This is a genomic window from uncultured Bacteroides sp., from assembly GCF_910586915.1.
GTDB lineage: Bacteria > Bacteroidota > Bacteroidia > Bacteroidales > Bacteroidaceae > Bacteroides.
Genome location: NZ_CAJULN010000033.1, coordinates 11,766 through 29,765, shown reverse-complemented (window position 1 = coordinate 29,765; position 18,000 = coordinate 11,766). Strand labels below are relative to the sequence as shown.

At 48.7% G+C, this 18,000-nt stretch carries 13 protein-coding genes; 5 read left to right on the top strand and 8 right to left on the bottom strand.

Going from position 1 to position 18,000, the window contains the following annotated elements:
- Nucleotides 1–56: 56 nt before the first annotated feature.
- The 4 genes from QZ331_RS11055 to QZ331_RS11040 form a co-directional block, all read right to left on the bottom strand.
- Nucleotides 57–569: a sigma-70 family RNA polymerase sigma factor gene (locus QZ331_RS11055; protein WP_294630214.1), complete on the bottom strand. Its 513-nt coding sequence runs from the start codon at nucleotides 567–569 to the stop codon at nucleotides 57–59.
- A gap of 69 nt (nucleotides 570–638) precedes the next feature.
- Entirely contained in the window at nucleotides 639–1,544 is a 906-nt protein-coding gene (locus QZ331_RS11050; RefSeq protein WP_294630213.1) for a vitamin B12 dependent-methionine synthase activation domain-containing protein, read from the bottom strand.
- A 27-nt stretch (nucleotides 1,545–1,571) separates the two neighbouring features.
- Nucleotides 1,572–2,912: a dihydroorotase gene (locus QZ331_RS11045; RefSeq protein WP_294630212.1), complete on the bottom strand. Its 1,341-nt coding sequence runs from the start codon at nucleotides 2,910–2,912 to the stop codon at nucleotides 1,572–1,574.
- Entirely contained in the window at nucleotides 2,909–3,652 is a 744-nt protein-coding gene (locus QZ331_RS11040) for a polyprenol monophosphomannose synthase (RefSeq protein ID WP_294630211.1), read from the bottom strand. The genes QZ331_RS11045 and QZ331_RS11040 overlap by 4 nt, the downstream gene beginning before the upstream one ends.
- 531 nt (nucleotides 3,653–4,183) lie before the next feature.
- Between QZ331_RS11040 and QZ331_RS11035 the strand changes: the two genes are divergently transcribed.
- From QZ331_RS11035 to QZ331_RS11015, 5 genes are all read left to right on the top strand, one after another.
- The gene (locus QZ331_RS11035; RefSeq protein ID WP_294630210.1) at nucleotides 4,184–5,161 is read left to right on the top strand and encodes a hypothetical protein; all 978 of its coding nucleotides are present in this window, start codon (nucleotides 4,184–4,186) and stop codon (nucleotides 5,159–5,161) included.
- Nucleotides 5,162–5,168: 7 nt separating this feature from the next.
- On the top strand, nucleotides 5,169–6,383 hold the full coding sequence (locus tag QZ331_RS11030) for an acyloxyacyl hydrolase (RefSeq protein ID WP_294630209.1): 1,215 nt from the start codon (nucleotides 5,169–5,171) through the stop codon (nucleotides 6,381–6,383).
- Nucleotides 6,384–6,449: 66 nt separating this feature from the next.
- Nucleotides 6,450–9,821 (top strand): transcription-repair coupling factor, encoded by a 3,372-nt coding sequence (gene mfd / locus QZ331_RS11025; protein WP_294630207.1) that lies wholly within the window; start codon nucleotides 6,450–6,452, stop codon nucleotides 9,819–9,821.
- A 79-nt stretch (nucleotides 9,822–9,900) separates the two neighbouring features.
- Nucleotides 9,901–10,197, top strand: a complete 297-nt coding sequence (locus tag QZ331_RS11020; RefSeq protein WP_294630205.1) for a nucleotidyltransferase family protein — start codon at nucleotides 9,901–9,903, stop codon at nucleotides 10,195–10,197.
- Nucleotides 10,175–10,567, top strand: coding sequence for a DUF86 domain-containing protein (locus QZ331_RS11015; protein ID WP_294630204.1), 393 nt, complete (start codon nucleotides 10,175–10,177; stop codon nucleotides 10,565–10,567). Before QZ331_RS11020 ends, QZ331_RS11015 begins: the two co-directional genes overlap by 23 nt.
- Before the next feature lie 13 nt (nucleotides 10,568–10,580).
- On the opposite strand, the gene QZ331_RS11010 is transcribed toward QZ331_RS11015, so the two are convergent.
- The 4 genes from QZ331_RS11010 to QZ331_RS10995 all read right to left on the bottom strand — a co-directional run bounded on the left by QZ331_RS11010 (nucleotide 10,581) and on the right by QZ331_RS10995 (nucleotide 17,951).
- A complete protein-coding gene (locus QZ331_RS11010; protein WP_294630215.1) occupies nucleotides 10,581–12,440 on the bottom strand; it encodes a YgiQ family radical SAM protein in 1,860 nt (619 codons plus the stop codon).
- A 95-nt stretch (nucleotides 12,441–12,535) separates the two neighbouring features.
- On the bottom strand, nucleotides 12,536–12,853 hold the full coding sequence (locus QZ331_RS11005; RefSeq protein WP_294630202.1) for a hypothetical protein: 318 nt from the start codon (nucleotides 12,851–12,853) through the stop codon (nucleotides 12,536–12,538).
- 78 nt (nucleotides 12,854–12,931) lie between these two features.
- A complete protein-coding gene (locus QZ331_RS11000; RefSeq protein ID WP_294630200.1) occupies nucleotides 12,932–15,829 on the bottom strand; it encodes a xanthan lyase in 2,898 nt (965 codons plus the stop codon).
- A 130-nt stretch (nucleotides 15,830–15,959) separates the two neighbouring features.
- The gene (locus tag QZ331_RS10995) at nucleotides 15,960–17,951 is read right to left on the bottom strand and encodes a glucosamine-6-phosphate deaminase (RefSeq protein WP_294630199.1); all 1,992 of its coding nucleotides are present in this window, start codon (nucleotides 17,949–17,951) and stop codon (nucleotides 15,960–15,962) included.
- Nucleotides 17,952–18,000: the final 49 nt, after the last annotated feature.

Below are 18,000 nucleotides of genomic sequence, written 5' to 3'. Positions count from 1 at the left end.
GTGTGCAACTTTTTCATTTGTAAATATTTAGATTCTTAATTCAACCAACGAGTATCTTATTCCTCTTTTTTCATTCTTTTCAGTTTGTCTTTGATACGGCTTAGTTTGGTCGCTACGTTTGTTACGGTCAGTCCGGTGATTTCAGCTATCTCTTCATAGCTCTTGTCTTCGAGATAAAGCAGGATGATTGATTTGTCGAGTTGCCCCAACTGGTTTATCATCCGGTAGAGCTGCTTCAGCATTTCGTTGAGCGGGTCGTGTGCTTCGGCAGTCAGGTCTGTCTCACGGCCGAGGCTGATGATTTCGGGGATATTTTTCTCTTTCCGGTAAAAGCTGATGCAGGTGTTGAGGGCAATGCGGTATATCCATGTAGAGATTTTGCATTCTTTTCTGAACTTGGGGAAAGCCTTCCATAGATTGAGTATCACCTCTTGGTAGAGGTCGTTGAGCGGGGCGTTGGAGTTGGCATACAGATAACACACCTTGTAGATTACCCGCTCGTATGCGCGGATAACCGACAGGAACTCTTCCTCGATGGGGTTGTTTGCTTCTGTTGTTCGTTCTCTCATGGAGTGCTTTGCATTACTTTTCCGGTGTGTTAGTCGTGGAGAAAGAAGAAAAATCACAGTGAAGCGGCACTATTGTAGGTTGGCAGCCAGGAATTTGCGGATTTCTTCAACGCTCTTTCCCCGCCGGCGGGCGTAATCTTCGAGTTGGTCGTTGCCAATCTTTCCCACGGCGAAGTACTCGGCTGCCGGATGCGCGAACATCAGTCCGCAAACGGATGCGTGCGGATACATAGCTCCGTTCTCGGTCAGCGAGATTCCTATCTGCTGCATATCCAACAGTTCGTCCAACAGAAAGTTGACCGACTGGTCGGGCAGGGAGGGATAGCCTACCGCCGGACGGATACCCTGGTATTTCTCGACCAATAAATCCGCTATGCTTAAGTGTTCATCCTTCGCATATCCCCATGCTTCTTTGCGTACGTATTCGTGCATCTTCTCCGTAGCCGCTTCCGCCAGACGGTCGGAGAGGGTCTGCACCAACAGGTGTTTGTAAGGGTCTTGCTTGTACAGTCCTTCCATATCCGCATCGATGGAGGCGGCAAAGACTCCGACAATATCGGCAACGCCCGAAGACGCCGGACGGACAAAATCGCTCAGACAAAGGAAAGGTCCTCCCTCTTTTTTAGGGGTCTGCTGCCGGAGGAGTGGCAAGGTGAGGGTGACGCCCGAAGTACGTTCTTCCATCAGCAGGTTATCTCCGTCGGCATTCGCTTTGCAGAGTTTGAAGAGGGTTTTCACTTCATAGTCCCGGTCGAGCGAATCTAACATCCGGTTTGCTTCTTTGAACAACTGCATGGCTTCGGATGCTTTCCCGCGTTCTTCCTCAGGAAAGGAGGTGAGCCACATGGCACGGCAGGCATCGCAACCGTGAATATGGGCAATGGCGGCAAAACGCGGTTGGAATCCCCATGCATGGAAAAAGTAAATCCAGTTGATGTAGGGGCTCACCGTATGTATTTTGTAAGATATAATCATAGGTTTTGTGGTGGAGAAAGAAAAGAGTTAGCGCTCGAACACAAGTTCTTGTCCCCGACGGCTTCCATCTATCTTTCCGTTGTCATATACCGGATATCCGTTTACAAACGTCTTTTCCACTTTCCAGTGCAGCGTACGTCCTTCCAACGGGCTCCATCCGCATTTGCTTACGACACACTCCGCCGTTATCGTCCATGCGGAGTCGGGGCGTACCAATACAAGGTCGGCCTGATATCCTTTCTCAATAAATCCGCGTCTGCTGATTTGGTACATCTCCGCCGGTGCGTGGCACATCTTCTCCACCACCTTTTCAATGGTGAAGATCCCCATCTCCACCAATTCCAGCATACCGACCAATGAAAACTGTATCATCGGCATACCCGACATCGCTTTCAATGCTCCCCCTTCCTTCTCGCTCAGGAGGTGCGGAGCATGGTCAGTGGCAATGGTGTCAATCACCCCGCTGTCCACTGATTCCTGCAAAGCTTTCCGGTCTTGGGCAGTCTTGATGGCAGGGTTGCACTTGATGCGTGCGCCGAGCGTTTCGTAATCCTCTTCGGCAAAGAGCAGGTGTGCCACACACGCCTCTGCCGTAATTCTCTTTTCCGTCAACGGAGCGTCAGAGAACAGCGCCAACTCTTTGGCAGTGGAAATATGCATGATGTGCAAACGTGCATTCGTCTCGCGTGCCAACTGCACCGCCAATTCGGAAGAACGGTAGCACGCCTCTTCCGAGCGGAGTTTCGGATGGAGCGACAAAGGCACATCGTCGCCGTATTCCTTTTTATACCTCTCCGTATTCTCTTTGATGATTGCCTGGTCTTCGCAGTGGGCGGCGATAAGCAAATCCGTTCCGCCGAATATCTGCCGGAGGCTTGCCATACGGTCTACTAACATATTGCCGGTGCTCGACCCCATAAACAGTTTCACGCCGCATACACGCCGTTTGTCCAACTGTGCAAACTGGGAGTAGTTGTCGTTCGTCGCTCCGAAGTAGCACGAATAGTTCACTATGGACTTCTCGCCCAACAAAGCGAATTTCTCATCCAAGTCCTTCAGCGTGGTAGTCTGCGGATTCGTGTTCGGCATATCCATCACCGAAGTGACTCCGCCGGCTGCCGCGGCATGGCTTTCGGTGGTGATGTCTGCCTTGTGCGTCAGTCCCGGGTCGCGGAAATGCACGTGTTCGTCAATGACACCCGGCAGCAGATAACATCCGGTCGCGTCTATTACTTCGTAGCAAGGCGCGGCGGGCTTCTCGTCGCCTGTCAGTATCTCGGCTATTTTTTCATCTTCGATAACTACCGAGCCTGTTACTTTTCTTCCTCTGTTGACAATAATGGCGTTTTGAATCAGTGTACGTTTCATTTCTTTTGCGGGAATTTGTGGAACCAACTGTTTACTTTTAATTTAATCACCCCGAAGATGGCTTCTCCGAAGATGCTGCTGTTCATCTTCGAAGTGCCCAACTCGCGATTGATGAAGATGACAGGAACTTCAATGATTTTGAAGCCGCATTTGTAAGCGGTGAATTTCATTTCTATCTGAAAGGCATACCCTTTGAAGCGGATATGGTCTAAGTCAATCGTTTCCAATACCTGCCGGCGGTAGCAGACGAATCCGGCAGTGGTGTCGTGCACGGGGATTCCCGTGATGATGCGGACGTATTTGGAAGCGAAGTACGACATCAGTACGCGTCCCATCGGCCAGTTCACCACATTTACTCCACTGACGTAGCGTGAGCCGATAGACACATCGCCGCCCTCTTCCGCACAGGCCCGGTACAAGCGGGGAAGGTCGTTCGGGTTGTGGCTGAAGTCGGCATCCATCTCAAAGATGTATTCGTAGGCGTGTGCCAGTGCCCATTTGAAACCGGCGATATAGGCGGTGCCGAGCCCTAACTTTCCTTTGCGTTCAATCATGAAGAGGCGTTCGGGAAATTCCTGTTGCAGTGTTCTCACGATGTCTGCCGTTCCGTCCGGTGAGCCGTCCTCTATCACCAAAATATGGAATACCTTAGCAAGTCCGAACACGGCGCGGATGATATTTTCTATGTTTTCCCGTTCGTTGTAGGTAGGGATAATTACGATGCTGTCTGATGTCTGCATATAGAGTTACTATAAAATTTAGAAACAAAAATAGTTCTTTTCCTTTAGTTACGGATAGTCCTAAGGATTATTTAACGTGGCGGTGCATCCGAATGTATCGTATAGTTGCAGAAAACTATTAATAGATGTGCCCTCAACTACCGGCAATAAACTTCCAATGAACTAATGACAAACCTCTTTTCTTATACTAACAAACTTCCCGACAAACGAAAATAAACTATAAACGAAGGTTTTGTTTTTATAAACGAAGCCTTCATTTATAAAAACGAAACTTTCATTTATATAAATGCAACCTTCGTTTATAGTTTGTAAGTGCTGAATTTGAATTTTGTTACTGGTGCGCAAGAAGTTTGTAATCAGTAGAAAATAACTTTATAATTGGTTGATTTGAGTAACTTTATAGGCAAGCGTAAACTCATCTGTTGCATTTGTTCGTTAAAACAGAATAAATAATTCATCTACGTTCTCCGTTTATAGATAAAAAGACATATTTTTGGAGAACGGAACTTAAAATGCCTATTACAATATAAAATGGTATCACATCGATTCATATTGTCTGCCTTTCTCCTGCTTGCCCTTGCAGCGTGCAACAATGGAGTCTTTATCGACGACTATCTGCCGCACGGCGTGGCAGACATCACAATGTCGGAGGACAACCGGACGACAGAGATAACTTTCGCTGCCGACAACTGGGGGATTGATTACATTGACGGAGCAATGATGGAAATCAAGTCATACACGCTGGACGGGAAGGAGACTTATCTGCCGTTTAAAGAAAAAGAGTTGGGAGTATTGCATTGCAAGAACGAGTATGTAGATTTCCGCATCGAGAAGAACTGCGGCAACAAACTGAAGATTTCGTACGACGAGAATCTTTACGACAATCCATTGGATATAAATATCTTCACAAGCAACGCTTATAAGACGGAGGAAATCAAAGTGAGGCTTGCGCCCACCTCAAAGTATCGGGTGGATAGCGTGGTCTATGATTGGAAACGGTTCGACCTCTATGAATATGGCCTGATGGACGAGATGGATAGTTTCATTGTTGACAATACACGTGAAAATGCTCCTGTCACCATTGTGGTATATCCTTACAGAAACAGCCGTCGGGAGTTGCGTTTCTATCCTTACAGTGCTGGTGGCAGTTGGGAGGAAGAGAAGTTCAGGTTGCACTTCGGAGACAACCTGCCCGAAATAACCATTCCGGACATAATCGACCAAGAGAAGCCCGTACTTGGGAATACGAAAATACCTTTCGGTATCGGACTGCAATACATAGCGGCAGGTGTGGACAAGTATAAAGATAAGGCGGTAGAGGTGACAATAGGTGCACACGATAAGAGGAAGGTTCTTGTTTTCAATTACCTCGAACAGTATGTAGTCCCTCTGAAAGTATATGCTTCCAATCCGATATCGGGCGGCAAGCGCGAATTCAGTGCTTTTCTTCACAATCGGAATTATATATATACAGGAAATGATTTTATTTTTAAGCAAAAGATTGAGTAAGAACAATATGAGTAAGTTCCGAATATTTCCACTCGTACTTATGGCAGCCTTATCGGTTGCTTCGCTTTCCGCTTCCGAAGCCGACACCGTTTCCCGGAAGGTGATACATATGCTGGGCGCCGACTTCCGCCCGTCGTATGTTTTCCCTACTCACGACTTCTTTCGGGGAGACAACATGGCCGGACGAAAAATCAGCAACACCTTTTCGGGACATCTGAAATACGGCTTCAAGTTCTCGCCCGCTACCGAAACGGGTAGGAGATACCCGTATGCCGTGCAAGGTATCGGCGTGGCTTACAATACGTTCGGCAATGTTACCGAAGTGAGCAATCCGCTTGCCGTCTACGTCTTTCAGACTTCCCGGATTGCCAACATCACCCCCTGCTTGTCGTTCGACTACGAATGGAATTTCGGCGCATCGTTCGGATGGAAGAAGTTTGATGACATCAGCAATCCGCAGAACAGGGTAGTAGGTTCGAAAATCAATGCTTACATCAACTTGGGGTTCCTGCTCGACTGGCGGATTACACCCCATACCCATCTGCGCACCGGCGTGGGAGTGTCGCACTATTCAAACGGAAACACCCGTTATCCCAACTCGGGCGTCAACACAGTGGGAGCGTCGGTAGGCGTGACTCATTTTTTTTGTAACGAACAAGAACCGAACCGCACACAGCCTTCTGCGCTGTATCTCAAAGTGCCCTTCGGAAAACACATAAGCTACGACCTTATCGTCTATGGCGCCACCCGGAAGAAAGGTATCTGGCCCGAAGGTGAAAACCCGTTGATGGTTCCCGGCTCTTTTGGAATCATCGGGCTTAACTTCAATCCTCTCTACAACTTCAACAAGCACTTCCGCGCAGGCGTCTCGCTCGACTTTCAATACGACGAGAGCGCCAATATCATGAAGTACGTAGCCAACGACTATATCCCCTCTAATCCCGAAGAACTGAAGTTCTACCGTCCTGCTTTCAAGGAGTCGTTTTCGGCAGGACTCTCGGTGCGTGCGGAGATTGTCATGCCCATTTTCTCCATCAATCTGGGTATCGGCAAGAACTTCTTCTGCCGGGGAGACGACACAAATGCGTTTTATCAGACCTTTGTCTTGAAAACTGATATCACAAAGAACTTTTTCATTCATACCGGATATCAGTTGTACGATTTCAGATACCCCAACAATCTGATGGTGGGGCTTGGTGTCCGGTTCAACGCTAAACGATAATTATTGTCATACGGACGCATAAATCGGGATTTATAGCTAAATTTGCGGTGAAATTCTTAATTAGGTATGACAATAACTGAGTTGCAGCAACAATATGCTGCCCATCCCCATACGGCAGTAATGAAGCGTTTGTTGAAAGACGCTGCCGTTCAAACCATCTTTTGTGGCGGGCTGTGCGCATCTGCCGCTTCGCTTTTCTCGTCCGTATTGGTGCAGGAGGGCGGCTGTCCGTTTGTGTTTATTTTGGGCGACCTCGAAGAAGCCGGCTATTTCTATCACGACTTGACGCAGATATCGGGCACGGAGAAAGTGCTCTTCTTTCCCTCTTCCTTCCGCCGCTCCATCAAATACGGGCAGAAGGACGCGGCAAATGAAATCCTCCGTACGGAAGTGCTGAGCCGCTTGCAGAAAGGAGAGGAGGGACTGTGTATCGTGACGTATCCCGATGCGTTGGCAGAGAAAGTCGTATCCCGCAAGGAACTGAGCAGCAAGACGCTGAAACTAAACGTAGGCGAAAAGGTTGACATCACGTTTGTGACGGATGTCCTCCATAGCTACGGCTTCGAATACGTCGATTATGTCTACGAACCCGGACAGTACGCCGTTCGTGGCAGCATCATCGACGTGTTCTCCTTTGCTTCTGAATATCCCTACCGCATCGACTTCTTCGGCGACGAAGTGGAAAGCGTGCGCATCTTTGAAGTAGAGACCCAGTTGTCGCGCGAGAAGAAATCCGGTGTGTCCATTGTGCCCGATTTAGCGGTGACGGGGCAGGTGACTACCTCTTTCCTCGATTTTATTCCGACGGATACGGTGTTGGCAATGCGCGATTTCCTGTGGCTGCGCGAACGTATACAGACTGTGCACGATGAGGCGCTGACACCGCAGGCGATAGCTGTGCAGGAAGCCGAAGAGAACGGCGGCATTACGCTGCAAGGTAAACTGATAGACGGCAGCGAATTTACGGCGCGCGCACTCGATTTCCGCCGGATGGAGTTCGGCAACAAGCCGACCGGCACGCCGGACGCAAGCATCACGTTCGACACCGCCGCACAACCTATCTTCCATAAGAATTTCGACTTGGTGGCAAACGCTTTCAACGACTATCAGCAACGGGGATATATCCTCGTCATATGCAGCGACAGCACCAAACAGACGGAACGCATCAAAGCCATCTTTGAGGATCGTGGCGACAAAATACGTTTCATTCCCGTCGAACATACCCTTCACGAAGGTTTTGTAGACAATACCCTGCGGCTCTGTATCTTCACCGACCATCAGTTGTTCGACCGTTTCCATAAATACAACCTCAAGAGTGACAAAGCCCGCTCCGGAAAGGTGGCGCTTTCGCTGAAAGAACTCAATCAGTTTACGCCCGGCGATTATGTCGTGCACACCGACCACGGCATCGGACGTTTCTCTGGACTGGTACGTGTGCCGAACGGAGATACCACGCAGGAGGTACTCAAACTGGTTTTCCAGAATGAAGATGTAGTGTTCGTCTCCATCCACTCCCTGCACAAAGTATCCAAGTACAAAGGGAAGGACGGCGAAGCTCCCCGTTTGAACAAATTGGGAACCGGGGCCTGGGAGAAACTGAAAGACCGCACCAAGAGCAAGATAAAAGACATCGCCCGCGACTTGATAAAACTCTATTCGCAGCGCAGGCAGGAGAAGGGATTTTCTTACAGTCCCGACAGTTTCTTGCAGCACGAATTGGAAGCGTCGTTTATTTATGAGGACACCCCCGACCAAAGCAAGGCAACGGTAGAAGTCAAGGCAGACATGGAAAGCGACCGCCCGATGGACCGGCTTGTCTGCGGTGACGTGGGTTTCGGAAAGACGGAAGTGGCGGTTCGTGCCGCCTTCAAAGCAGTGGCGGACAATAAGCAGGTGGCTGTCTTAGTGCCTACAACGGTGCTTGCCTACCAGCATTATCAGACGTTCCGCGACCGTTTGAAGGGGTTGCCCTGCCGTGTCGATTATTTAAGTAGGGCGCGTACGGCAGCACAATCCAAAGTTGTGCTCAAAGGGTTGGCGGCAGGCGATGTGAATATCCTCATAGGCACGCACCGTATCTTGGGGAAAGACGTCCGCTTCAAAGACCTCGGACTGCTGATTGTCGATGAAGAGCAGAAGTTTGGCGTCTCCGTCAAGGAGAAACTGCGTCAGTTGAAAGTCAACGTAGACACACTGACCATGACCGCCACCCCCATTCCCCGCACGCTCCAATTCTCATTGATGGGAGCGCGCGACCTGAGTGTCATTTCTACGCCGCCGCCCAACCGATATCCGATTCAAACTGAAGTACATACCTTTAATGAAGAAGTAATCACGGATGCGATTAACTTCGAGATGAGCCGTAACGGTCAGGTGTTCTTTGTCAACAACCGCATCTCCAACCTGCCGGAACTGAAAGCACTTATCGAACGCAATATTCCAGACTGCCGTGTCGTCATAGGCCACGGGCAGATGGAGCCGTCGCAACTGGAGAAAATCATTCTGGACTTTGTCAACTATGACTACGATGTGCTCTTGGCAACCACCATCATCGAAAGTGGTATCGACATCCCCAACGCCAATACCATCATCATCAACCAGGCGCAGAACTTCGGACTGAGCGACCTTCACCAAATGCGCGGGCGTGTGGGACGCAGCAACAAGAAAGCCTTCTGCTATCTCTTGGCTCCGCCTCTGAGCAGTCTTACAACGGAAGGCAAACGCCGCCTTCAGGCAATCGAGAACTTTAGCGATCTTGGAAGCGGTATCCATATTGCCATGCAGGACTTGGATATTCGCGGCGCAGGCAACCTGCTCGGTGCCGAACAAAGCGGATTCGTTGCCGACTTAGGATACGAAACTTATCAGAAGATTCTATCCGAAGCCGTCCGCGAACTGAAGAACGAAGAGTTTGCCGACTTATATACCGACGAGGTAAAAGGCGAAGGACAGATTAGCGGCGAAGGTTTTGTTGACGAATGTCAGGTGGAAAGCGACCTCGAACTGTTGTTGCCTGCCGACTATGTGACCGGAAGCAGCGAACGTATGTTGCTCTATCGCGAACTGGACAGTTTGATACTGGACAAAGACGTCGAAGCCTTCCGCTCCCGTCTCGAAGACCGTTTTGGTCCTGTTCCTCCGGAGACGCAGGAGTTGTTGCGCATTGTTCCTCTTCGCCGCCTGGCTACCCGCCTGGGAACTGAGAAAATCTTTCTCAAAGGCGGACGCATGACTCTCTTCTTCGTTTCCAATCCCGATAGTCCCTTCTACCAAAGCCAGGCTTTCGGCAAGGTGATAGACTATATGATGAAGTACACCCGTCGCTGCGACCTGAGGGAACAGAATGGAAAACGGAGTATGCTGATAAAGGATGTGTCGGATGTAGAGACGGCGGTAGGTGTGTTGCAGGAGATTGTGGCTTTGCCAGTAAAAGAGTAATATAGAATAAATTGCAGAAAATAATTTGATTAATTAATCCTTTGTTTCTATATTTGTGTTAGATAATAAAAGGAAAATCATGAGGACAAAAGATGAATATATTGCGATACTCAACCAGTGTGCTACGGTATTGCACACTCGTTTTGGCGTAAGTTCTTTGCGATTGTTCGGTTCAGTGGCGCGTGAAGAACAAAAGGAGACGAGTGATGTAGATATTTGCGTAGAGATGAAACCGAATTTGTTCTTGCGTATAGAATTGAAGAAGTATTTGGAAGAACAGTTGGGATGTCCGGTAGATGTGGTTCGAATGCATAGTAATATGAATGATTTTCTGAGAAAACAAATTGAACAAGATGGAATTTACGTCCTTTCATAAAAGAGATATTGCACTTGGAGTTTTGCTGCAAATAGAGAAAGCCATATTGCGTTTGCAGGAGAGAACTGTACATATTAAGTCTACAGATGATTTTTTATTATCTCCGGAAGGGATGGAAAAACTGGATGCTGCCTGTATGTTATTGATTACTATTGGAGAAAGTCTTAAAAGTTTTGATAAGATTACAGAAAAGCAAGTATTGTCCACTTATCCTGCGATTCCCTGGAGTAATGTAATGGGAGTGCGTGATATAATCGCCTATCACTATTTCAACATCGATGCAGAAGAAATTTTTGAGATTGTACATAAGGAATTGGACCCGCTCTTAGTCGCCATCCGATATTTTATTTGTAAAATTGAAGGTAAATGACATTCTAAAAATGTCATTTACGCTTTCCATATAACTTATCTATCAAGTCCGCACGTCCGATGCGCCTTAGCTCATTGATGATATTCTTCCGTTCTTCCGGTTTATACCAAAAGAAGAATTGGCGTTGAGCCAGTTTCTCCCGTTGGGTTTTGGCACTGAATATCGGCTCCAGCGTGTACGGGTGAAATCCCGTGTACCATGTTTCGGTGGCTACCGTCATCGGTGTGGGAGTGAAGTCCTGCACCTGTTCCAAATGAAAGTCCAGGCGTTTGGTAATAACGGCAAGTTCCGCCATATCCTCTTCCTTGCAGCCGGGGTGTGAAGAGATGAAATACGGAATCAGTTGTTGCCGCAGGTCCTCTTCGCGGTTGATGCGGTCGAATATCTTCTTGAATGTTTCGAACTGCTCGAAAGAAGGCTTGCGCATGATAGATAATACGCGGCTGCTGGTATGTTCGGGAGCTACTTTCAGCCGGCCGCTGACGTGACGTGCAATCAACTCATGCGTATATTCGGCAGTGCTGCGGTTGATGGCAGCATCCTGGCTCTGATGGAGCAGCAAATCGTAACGCACTCCGCTACCGATAAAGGATTTCTTAATGCCGGGTAAAGTATCTACCGCCCGATAAATATCCAACAACGGGCGATGGTCCGTATTCAGGTTGGGGCAAACCTTCGGATGGATGCATGACGGCCGTTTGCATTTCCTGCAAACAGATTCGTCTTTCCCTTTCATCCGATACATATTGGCAGAGGGACCGCCCAAATCACTTAAATACCCTTTGAAGTCAGGCAGTTGCGCCACTTCTCTGACTTCTCTCAGAATAGATTCCTTGCTGCGGCTGACAATGAATTTGCCTTGATGCGCGGAAATGGTACAGAACGAACAACCGCCGAAGCAGCCCCGATGGATATTGATGGAGAACTTTATCATGTCGTAAGCAGGAATCCGCTTTCCTTTGTATTTAGGATGCGGCAGACGGGTGTATGGCAAATCGAAAGAGCGGTCGAGTTCTTCCTGGCTCATCGGCGGGTAGGGGGGATTGACCACAATAATCTTGTTGCCCACCGTCTGCGTGATGCGCGCTGCCGCATACTTGTTGGACTCTTCTTCGATGTGCCTGAAATTGCTTGCCTGCTTCTTTTTGTCAGCCAAGCATTCTTCGTGAGAATAGAGCCAGATGTCTTCCGCATCGGAGACCCAATCCGTTTCGCGGCAAAGATAGGCCGTTTGGGGGATGGAAGCGGAAATTTTCTTAAAGTCGGCGGTAGTGAAGAAGTCTCCTTCTGCCGGAAGCAGGGTTTTCATTTGGCGGATCAACTCCGTGATAGGTTTTTCGCCCATTCCGTAGATAAGAAGGTCGGCACCGCTATCACACAATATGCTTTTCTGCACTTTGTCCTGCCAGTAGTCGTAATGGCTGAGCCGTCTCATGCTGGCTTCGATGCCGCCTAAGACTATGGGAACGTCGGGATACAGTCTTTTCAAAATTTGGCTGTAGACAATAGAGGGATATTCCGGACGCATATCCGGACGGCCGTCCGGCGTGTAAGCATCCTCGCTGCGCAACCGTTTGTTGGCGGTGTATTTGTTTACCATCGAGTCCATGCATCCGCCCGAGATACCGAAGAAGAGACGGGGGCGTCCCAACTTTTTGAAGTCGCGCAAGTCATCGCGCCAATTCGGTTGGGGCACGATGGCTATTCTCAAACCTTCCGCTTCGAGAATACGCCCGATAACGGCAGCGCCGAAAGAAGGGTGGTCTACATAAGCATCTGCGCTAAAGAGAATCACGTCCAATTCATTCCATCCGCGAAGCTCTACTTCTTTTTTGGTAGTGGGTAACCAGTCTGTCAATCGATATTCTTTCATGGCGCAAAGATACGGATAATAAAAAAACATCCCAATGTTTTTTTTATTCATTGGGATGTTTAATTTCAATCATTGGGATGTTTTTTTAAAACCTCTCATTGTGCTTCCTCTTCCGTTTCGGGATTGGAAAGCCAGGTGAGATAGAGCTTGATAAGTTGCTGCAAACCGAAAGCCTTCATGTTATTGTGGTAAATCACGTCGATGCAGAGGTCCAACAGGTCTTTACTGTCTTCTTCCTGACTGGCGATGAGAGAGCGGATATTCAGTTTCAGTTTGTCCAATACACTTTCGTCCACAATGCCGGTGCTGTCGATAAGGTGGCGGAACAATGCATATTTTTCAATCGTTCTCAGGTTTTCGTTGGAGACTTCTATGCTGCGTGTACCGCTGGGATTTGCTTGTATGGTATACATTGTTTTTAGTTTTAAGGGTTATTACAGTAGCAAAGATAGAATATAAAATGAGAAACAGATTAAAAAAAGAGATATTTTTTACTGCCCGGTAAAAAATCCGAGTATGCCTGCCATAATGGTTGCCCGGTCTGTTTCCGACTGAATGCTCTCGAATGGGAATCCCAATACGAAAGTGCGGTAGCTTCCTTTGTAGGCGATGCCTGCGCTCTGATTGCCTGGAGCATAGGTGAATACCGGAAAGGCAGTGTCTACCGGCACGATGCAATCCGTTGCGGGAACAGCATAACTGTTTTCGTTGGGCACACGCGGGATGGTGACGGTGCGTCCAAGTCCGTTGATGCGGTTGGAAGCCTTGTCCGTCAGACTGCTTTGGTAGCCGTATTTCAGTATTGTCTCCGTAAATTCCCGATTGCCTTGTGTGCCACTCATGTCACTGCCTACGTATGCTCCACTGACAAATAGATTGCCGCCCGAACGGCAATAGCCGGTAATGTTCCGTTGCATGGCGGAAGAGAATGTCTTGTAGTAAACTTTGTTTGCCGGAGACTCTTTTTCCAATCCTAAGATATAGTCTACAATCGGGTAATCTTCCAGCATCACCAGTCCGTTCTCTACAGCCTCATCACTGCACGATACAAAACTATATTTACCGCTTGCCTGAATGGCCTTTCCGTGAATGAAAGGATAGTCAAACGTGTTTCCTGCAATTTTCGTTCCCTCCAGCTCGCTTCCGCTATGTCCTAAGCTACCTTCTCCTTCCTTGCCCGCCTGCAGGCGGTCGAACCCAGTCTGCGCACCGCTGAATGAGATGTTCGACAGGTACGGAACACCAGGGTCTTGCTCTAAGTCGAACCCCGCTTTGTCGGGCGTATTGATAACCGCCGGGCCGCTAAGCCTGTCGAACCCGTTGACGATTAGCACTTTCCCCGCTTCCCGTTTGGCTTTAAAGGCGGAAAGAATTTCGGACGGGAAACTCTCCCCGCCCCGGTTGACGGCGGTTATTTTGAATGAATAGACTACGCCCGGCTCTATCTTGACTGTATGAAACGGTTTGCTTACTAAAGTCCCGTTGTCGAAACCGCCGTAGCCGATGCGTGTATATACAATATATTCCTGTGGGCGTGCCGTCGGTTCTTGCGGGTCGTTCTCTCCTCGCCAGGAAAGCTCCAGCGTATTCTTTTTGCTTCCGAAATGGATGGAAAAGTTGCTTACGGGTAAGGGCTGCACTACATATTCTTTGTTGTGCTGGCCGGCAACGAATTTCAGGATACCTTTATAAATGGCACGTCCTACGGTGAATTTGAAATTCGGGTCGTGTCCCCACTGCATATCGGCGAAGTTCTGATGGGAAAGTAGCTCGATAATCGTCGAAGGAGTGGCGGGAAGCCGCGTTTCGCTGTAATTGCGGTTCCACATACTTCGGCGTGTCCACGGCAGGTTGTAACCCGAATGAATGTCTTTCTGAATCTGGGAAAGCAGGATATCCGTTAAGTCGCGTGACGCATACCGGTCGGTTCCTGCATTGAGTCTGCCGTTGTTAAAAGCGGTGGTATAAATACCGAGCGAACCGACAAACTCGTCCGTCTTGCTGCATCCGGCGTCGCTGTGCAGAGTCATTGTCAGTTCCAAAGGAACTCCCAAACCCGGTTGAGCCGGATTGTAGACAGAACCGCCCGACAAATAGTTGATGGTATTGGAGCGTGTATTGATATCGTCCGCATAGTCGTTTTCACCTTTGCGTCCGGCATATACTTCGGATGGCATTCCCGCCCATTGCGCCGAGTAGCGTGCTCCCTCGAGATAGCGTGGCAGTCCACTGAGCTTTCCGCCCCGGGAGATATTTCCCATTCCTCCACCGAAACGTACAGCATCGGCACATACGACGCCGTGCTCGCTGCTTTCATTGCTCAGTATGACCATACCATAGTCATTATTTCCCTTGTCAAAATCAAAAGTGCCTAAATAGACCCATGTGCCGCCACCCATTTGTTGGTTTACCTTAAATTCTGTAACTCCACCTTTATGGAAAACAAGGTATTTGGCATCGCTCACACTCTTCGGCAATGTCTGATAGGAGACGTAAACGGCATAACTGCCTGCCTCCGGCAGTGTGGGAACCCATTCGGCAAAGGCTTGGTCTTTCTTTTTTTCGGTGAAGATAAAACGGCAGGTACCTTCATTAAACGGATTCTCGCCATCGGCATAAACCGCCCTCTTTTGTGCAAACCCTTTCACCGGAGCCGTTACCCACTTCGATTTTTTGCTTCCTACTTCCAGGTAGAGGGAGGTGTGGGGCGTATCGTTGTCGACGATGACTTCATGTTTTTGCGTATCCCGCTCCCGGGGAGTATAGACAACGGCGCCAGCCTTTTCGAGCATCGGAATCACATAAGGAAGGACAAAAGACTGGGTAAACAAATCCTCTGTCGTGCAGAACAGGCGGGGACGTTGCCATTCCCATTCGTTCTTGTCGTTTCTGAAATAGTTGCCGTGGCTTTGCCAGACGGCGATGTGACGCTCTTGTAAACCGCGTGAAACTTCGTTGGGGCGTGAACTGTTTCTTACCCAGGCAACTCCTTTGTAGTCAATGTCCAAAGACATTCTTTCCTTGTCCTTTTTCTTGTTCCGGTAGATGTTGGGAATCAGTTCTTCAATCGGTTTCCCGTCTGCATAAATCGTCAGCCGGTGTCGGCGGACGGCTTTAGGCAATAGTTCCTTGATTTGGTTGTAAACCGTTTCGACACTCTCCGGGCGGAACGGCTGGTAGGCGAAACTTTTCGATACGTAGACGTCGACCGACTTGTGCGCATGGCTGATGATGACGCTGTCTGCTTTGGGAGTATTGATTTTGACTGGTGCGGTGTATTTGCCGAAGTAGTCTGTTAGCTGTTCTTTCAACTCTTTTTCTACCTCCTGTGCGGCAAGGTAGTGTAGGCCGAGTGTAAGGCAGAGCAGAAATGCTGTTATCTTTTTCATCGTTGGGTGCTTTAGAGTTTTCTTCTGTGGTAAAATATCTCGCAAAAGTAAACAAAAAAAGAGTGGGAAGTATCAGGGCTTCCCACTCTTCTTAGAGAGTTTTATATTCTCTTAATTAAGAATATGCGGTTTATAGTGGAATATATTCGACGAATGCTTCCATTGCTTCGTAAGAAGCCAGTCCTAACCGGTCGTACAGAGTAGCTGTGCCACGGTTACGGTCTTCGCTGCGTTGCCAGAACAGACGTTCGTCATTACCTAAGAACGGAGCGCTTTCCATCTGAGACTGATGTTTCAGGATGGAGTTGCGTTTTGCACGAAGCTCTTCCGGACTGATGGGCACTGCCATTTCGATGTTTTCGATTTCCCATTCGGCCCATGCGCCGCGGTACATCCAGATGCGGCAGTCTTTCAGCCATTTTGCACCCTCTTCTTTTTCGAGGTCGATGGCAGCGAATACGGCATCCGTACATACGCGGTGTGTGCCATGCGGGTCGGCAAGGTCGCCGGCTACGAAAACTTGGTGGGGTTTCACTTCGCGGAGCAGGTTACGTACGATTTCCACGTCCGCTTCGCTGATGGGATTCTTCTGAATCTTACCTGTTTCATAGAACGGAAGGTCGAGGAAGTGGCATCGTTCCAACGGTATGTTGTTGTAAGTACAGGCAGTGCGGGCTTCGCCACGACGAATCAGACCTTTGATGGTCAGGATGTCACGGCTGTCCATGTCGCCGTCTTTCTTCTCTTTCAGGAAATTGCGTATTTCGGCATATTTCTCGTTGATAATCTGGTCTTCGCTGTTGTTGAAAAGTTGGTTGAAGCCGTTGATGAAGTGCATGAAGCGAATAACTTCTTCATCGCCTACGGCAATATTGCCAGAAGTTTCGTAAGCCACGTGTACTTCATGCTTCTGCTCTACTAAGCGGCGGAGAGTTCCACCCATCGAAATCACGTCGTCGTCCGGATGCGGAGAGAAGATAACCACACGTTTCGGGTATGGTTTGGCACGTTCGGGGCGGTATGTGTCGTCAGCGTTCGGCTTGCCGCCGGGCCATCCGGTAATGGTGTGCTGCAAATCGTTGAAAATCTTTATGTTTACATTGTAAGCAGAACCGTAAAGTGCCAAAAGTTCACTCAAACCGTTTTCGTTATAGTCCTTGTTTGTCAGTTTCAGGATAGGTTTGCCTGTTAACTGGCACAACCAAACGATGGCACTGCGAATCAGTTTGTCGTTCCATTCGCAGGAAGTCACTAGCCACGGGCGTTGGATACGCGTCAGATTCATAGCTGCCGAAAGGTCGAGAGCTACGTGTGCATTGTTGTGGGTTTGCAGGTAAGACGCGGGAATTGTGTCCGTAATGGAACCTTCCACACACTCTTTTATCATGGCTGCCTTGTTTTCGCCCCATGCCAGCAGATATACTTTCTTGGCAGCGAGAATGGTAGCTACACCCATCGTAATGGAACTGATGGGAGTGTTGTCCATCGTTCCGAAAATCTTGGCTGCTTCATTGCGCGACGCGTTGTCTAACAGAATCAGACGAGTGGTAGAGTTCAGACGTGAACCCGGTTCGTTGAAGGCGATGTTGCCCACACGGCCGATGCCCAACAAGGCAATGTCTATGCCGCCGAAGCTCTCGATACGCTGTTCGTACAAACGGCAATATTCAAAAATGGTATCTTTGGCAATACTTCCGTCCGGAGTGAATATATTTTGCCGGTCGATGTCGATGTGGTCCAGCAGCATACCTTTCAAAGCATTGAAGTTGCTGTTGACAGCATCGGCCGACAACGGATAATATTCGTACATATTGAACACGATTACGTTGCGGAAGCTGAGTCCTTCTTCCTTATGCATACGGATAAGTTCCGCATATACGTGTCTGGGAGAATCACCGCCGGGCAGTGCCAATACGCAGAAGCGTCCGGCTTTTTGCTTTTCGCGGATGGTTTGTGCTATTTCGCGGGCAATGTAAGTAGCGCCTTCTTCTACAGATTCATAGATGTCTGTGGGAATTTTCTCGAGTCTTGTCAAGACCGATTTTTCAAATGCGTTCTCCGGTCTGTAGTATCTGGGGGAGACCCGATGGAGACTGATTTGAGAACTAAGATTTGTTTTCATAAAGTTGTAAATTAAATTATGTAAGATTAGTATCTTTACGACTGTATTT

What these genes read in the sequence shown, in the direction of transcription:
- QZ331_RS11055 (WP_294630214.1), bottom strand. Translation starts at nt 569, where the DNA reads ATGAGAGAACGAACAACAGAAGCAAACAACCCCATCGAGGAAGAGTTC.
- QZ331_RS11050 (WP_294630213.1), bottom strand. Translation starts at nt 1,544, where the DNA reads ATGATTATATCTTACAAAATACATACGGTGAGCCCCTACATCAACTGG.
- QZ331_RS11045 (WP_294630212.1), bottom strand. Translation starts at nt 2,912, where the DNA reads ATGAAACGTACACTGATTCAAAACGCCATTATTGTCAACAGAGGAAGA.
- QZ331_RS11040 (WP_294630211.1), bottom strand. Translation starts at nt 3,652, where the DNA reads ATGCAGACATCAGACAGCATCGTAATTATCCCTACCTACAACGAACGG.
- QZ331_RS11035 (WP_294630210.1), top strand. Translation starts at nt 4,184, where the DNA reads ATGGTATCACATCGATTCATATTGTCTGCCTTTCTCCTGCTTGCCCTT.
- QZ331_RS11030 (WP_294630209.1), top strand. Translation starts at nt 5,169, where the DNA reads ATGAGTAAGTTCCGAATATTTCCACTCGTACTTATGGCAGCCTTATCG.
- mfd (WP_294630207.1), top strand. Translation starts at nt 6,450, where the DNA reads ATGACAATAACTGAGTTGCAGCAACAATATGCTGCCCATCCCCATACG.
- QZ331_RS11020 (WP_294630205.1), top strand. Translation starts at nt 9,901, where the DNA reads ATGAGGACAAAAGATGAATATATTGCGATACTCAACCAGTGTGCTACG.
- QZ331_RS11015 (WP_294630204.1), top strand. Translation starts at nt 10,175, where the DNA reads ATGGAATTTACGTCCTTTCATAAAAGAGATATTGCACTTGGAGTTTTG.
- QZ331_RS11010 (WP_294630215.1), bottom strand. Translation starts at nt 12,440, where the DNA reads ATGAAAGAATATCGATTGACAGACTGGTTACCCACTACCAAAAAAGAA.
- QZ331_RS11005 (WP_294630202.1), bottom strand. Translation starts at nt 12,853, where the DNA reads ATGTATACCATACAAGCAAATCCCAGCGGTACACGCAGCATAGAAGTC.
- QZ331_RS11000 (WP_294630200.1), bottom strand. Translation starts at nt 15,829, where the DNA reads ATGAAAAAGATAACAGCATTTCTGCTCTGCCTTACACTCGGCCTACAC.
- QZ331_RS10995 (WP_294630199.1), bottom strand. Translation starts at nt 17,951, where the DNA reads ATGAAAACAAATCTTAGTTCTCAAATCAGTCTCCATCGGGTCTCCCCC.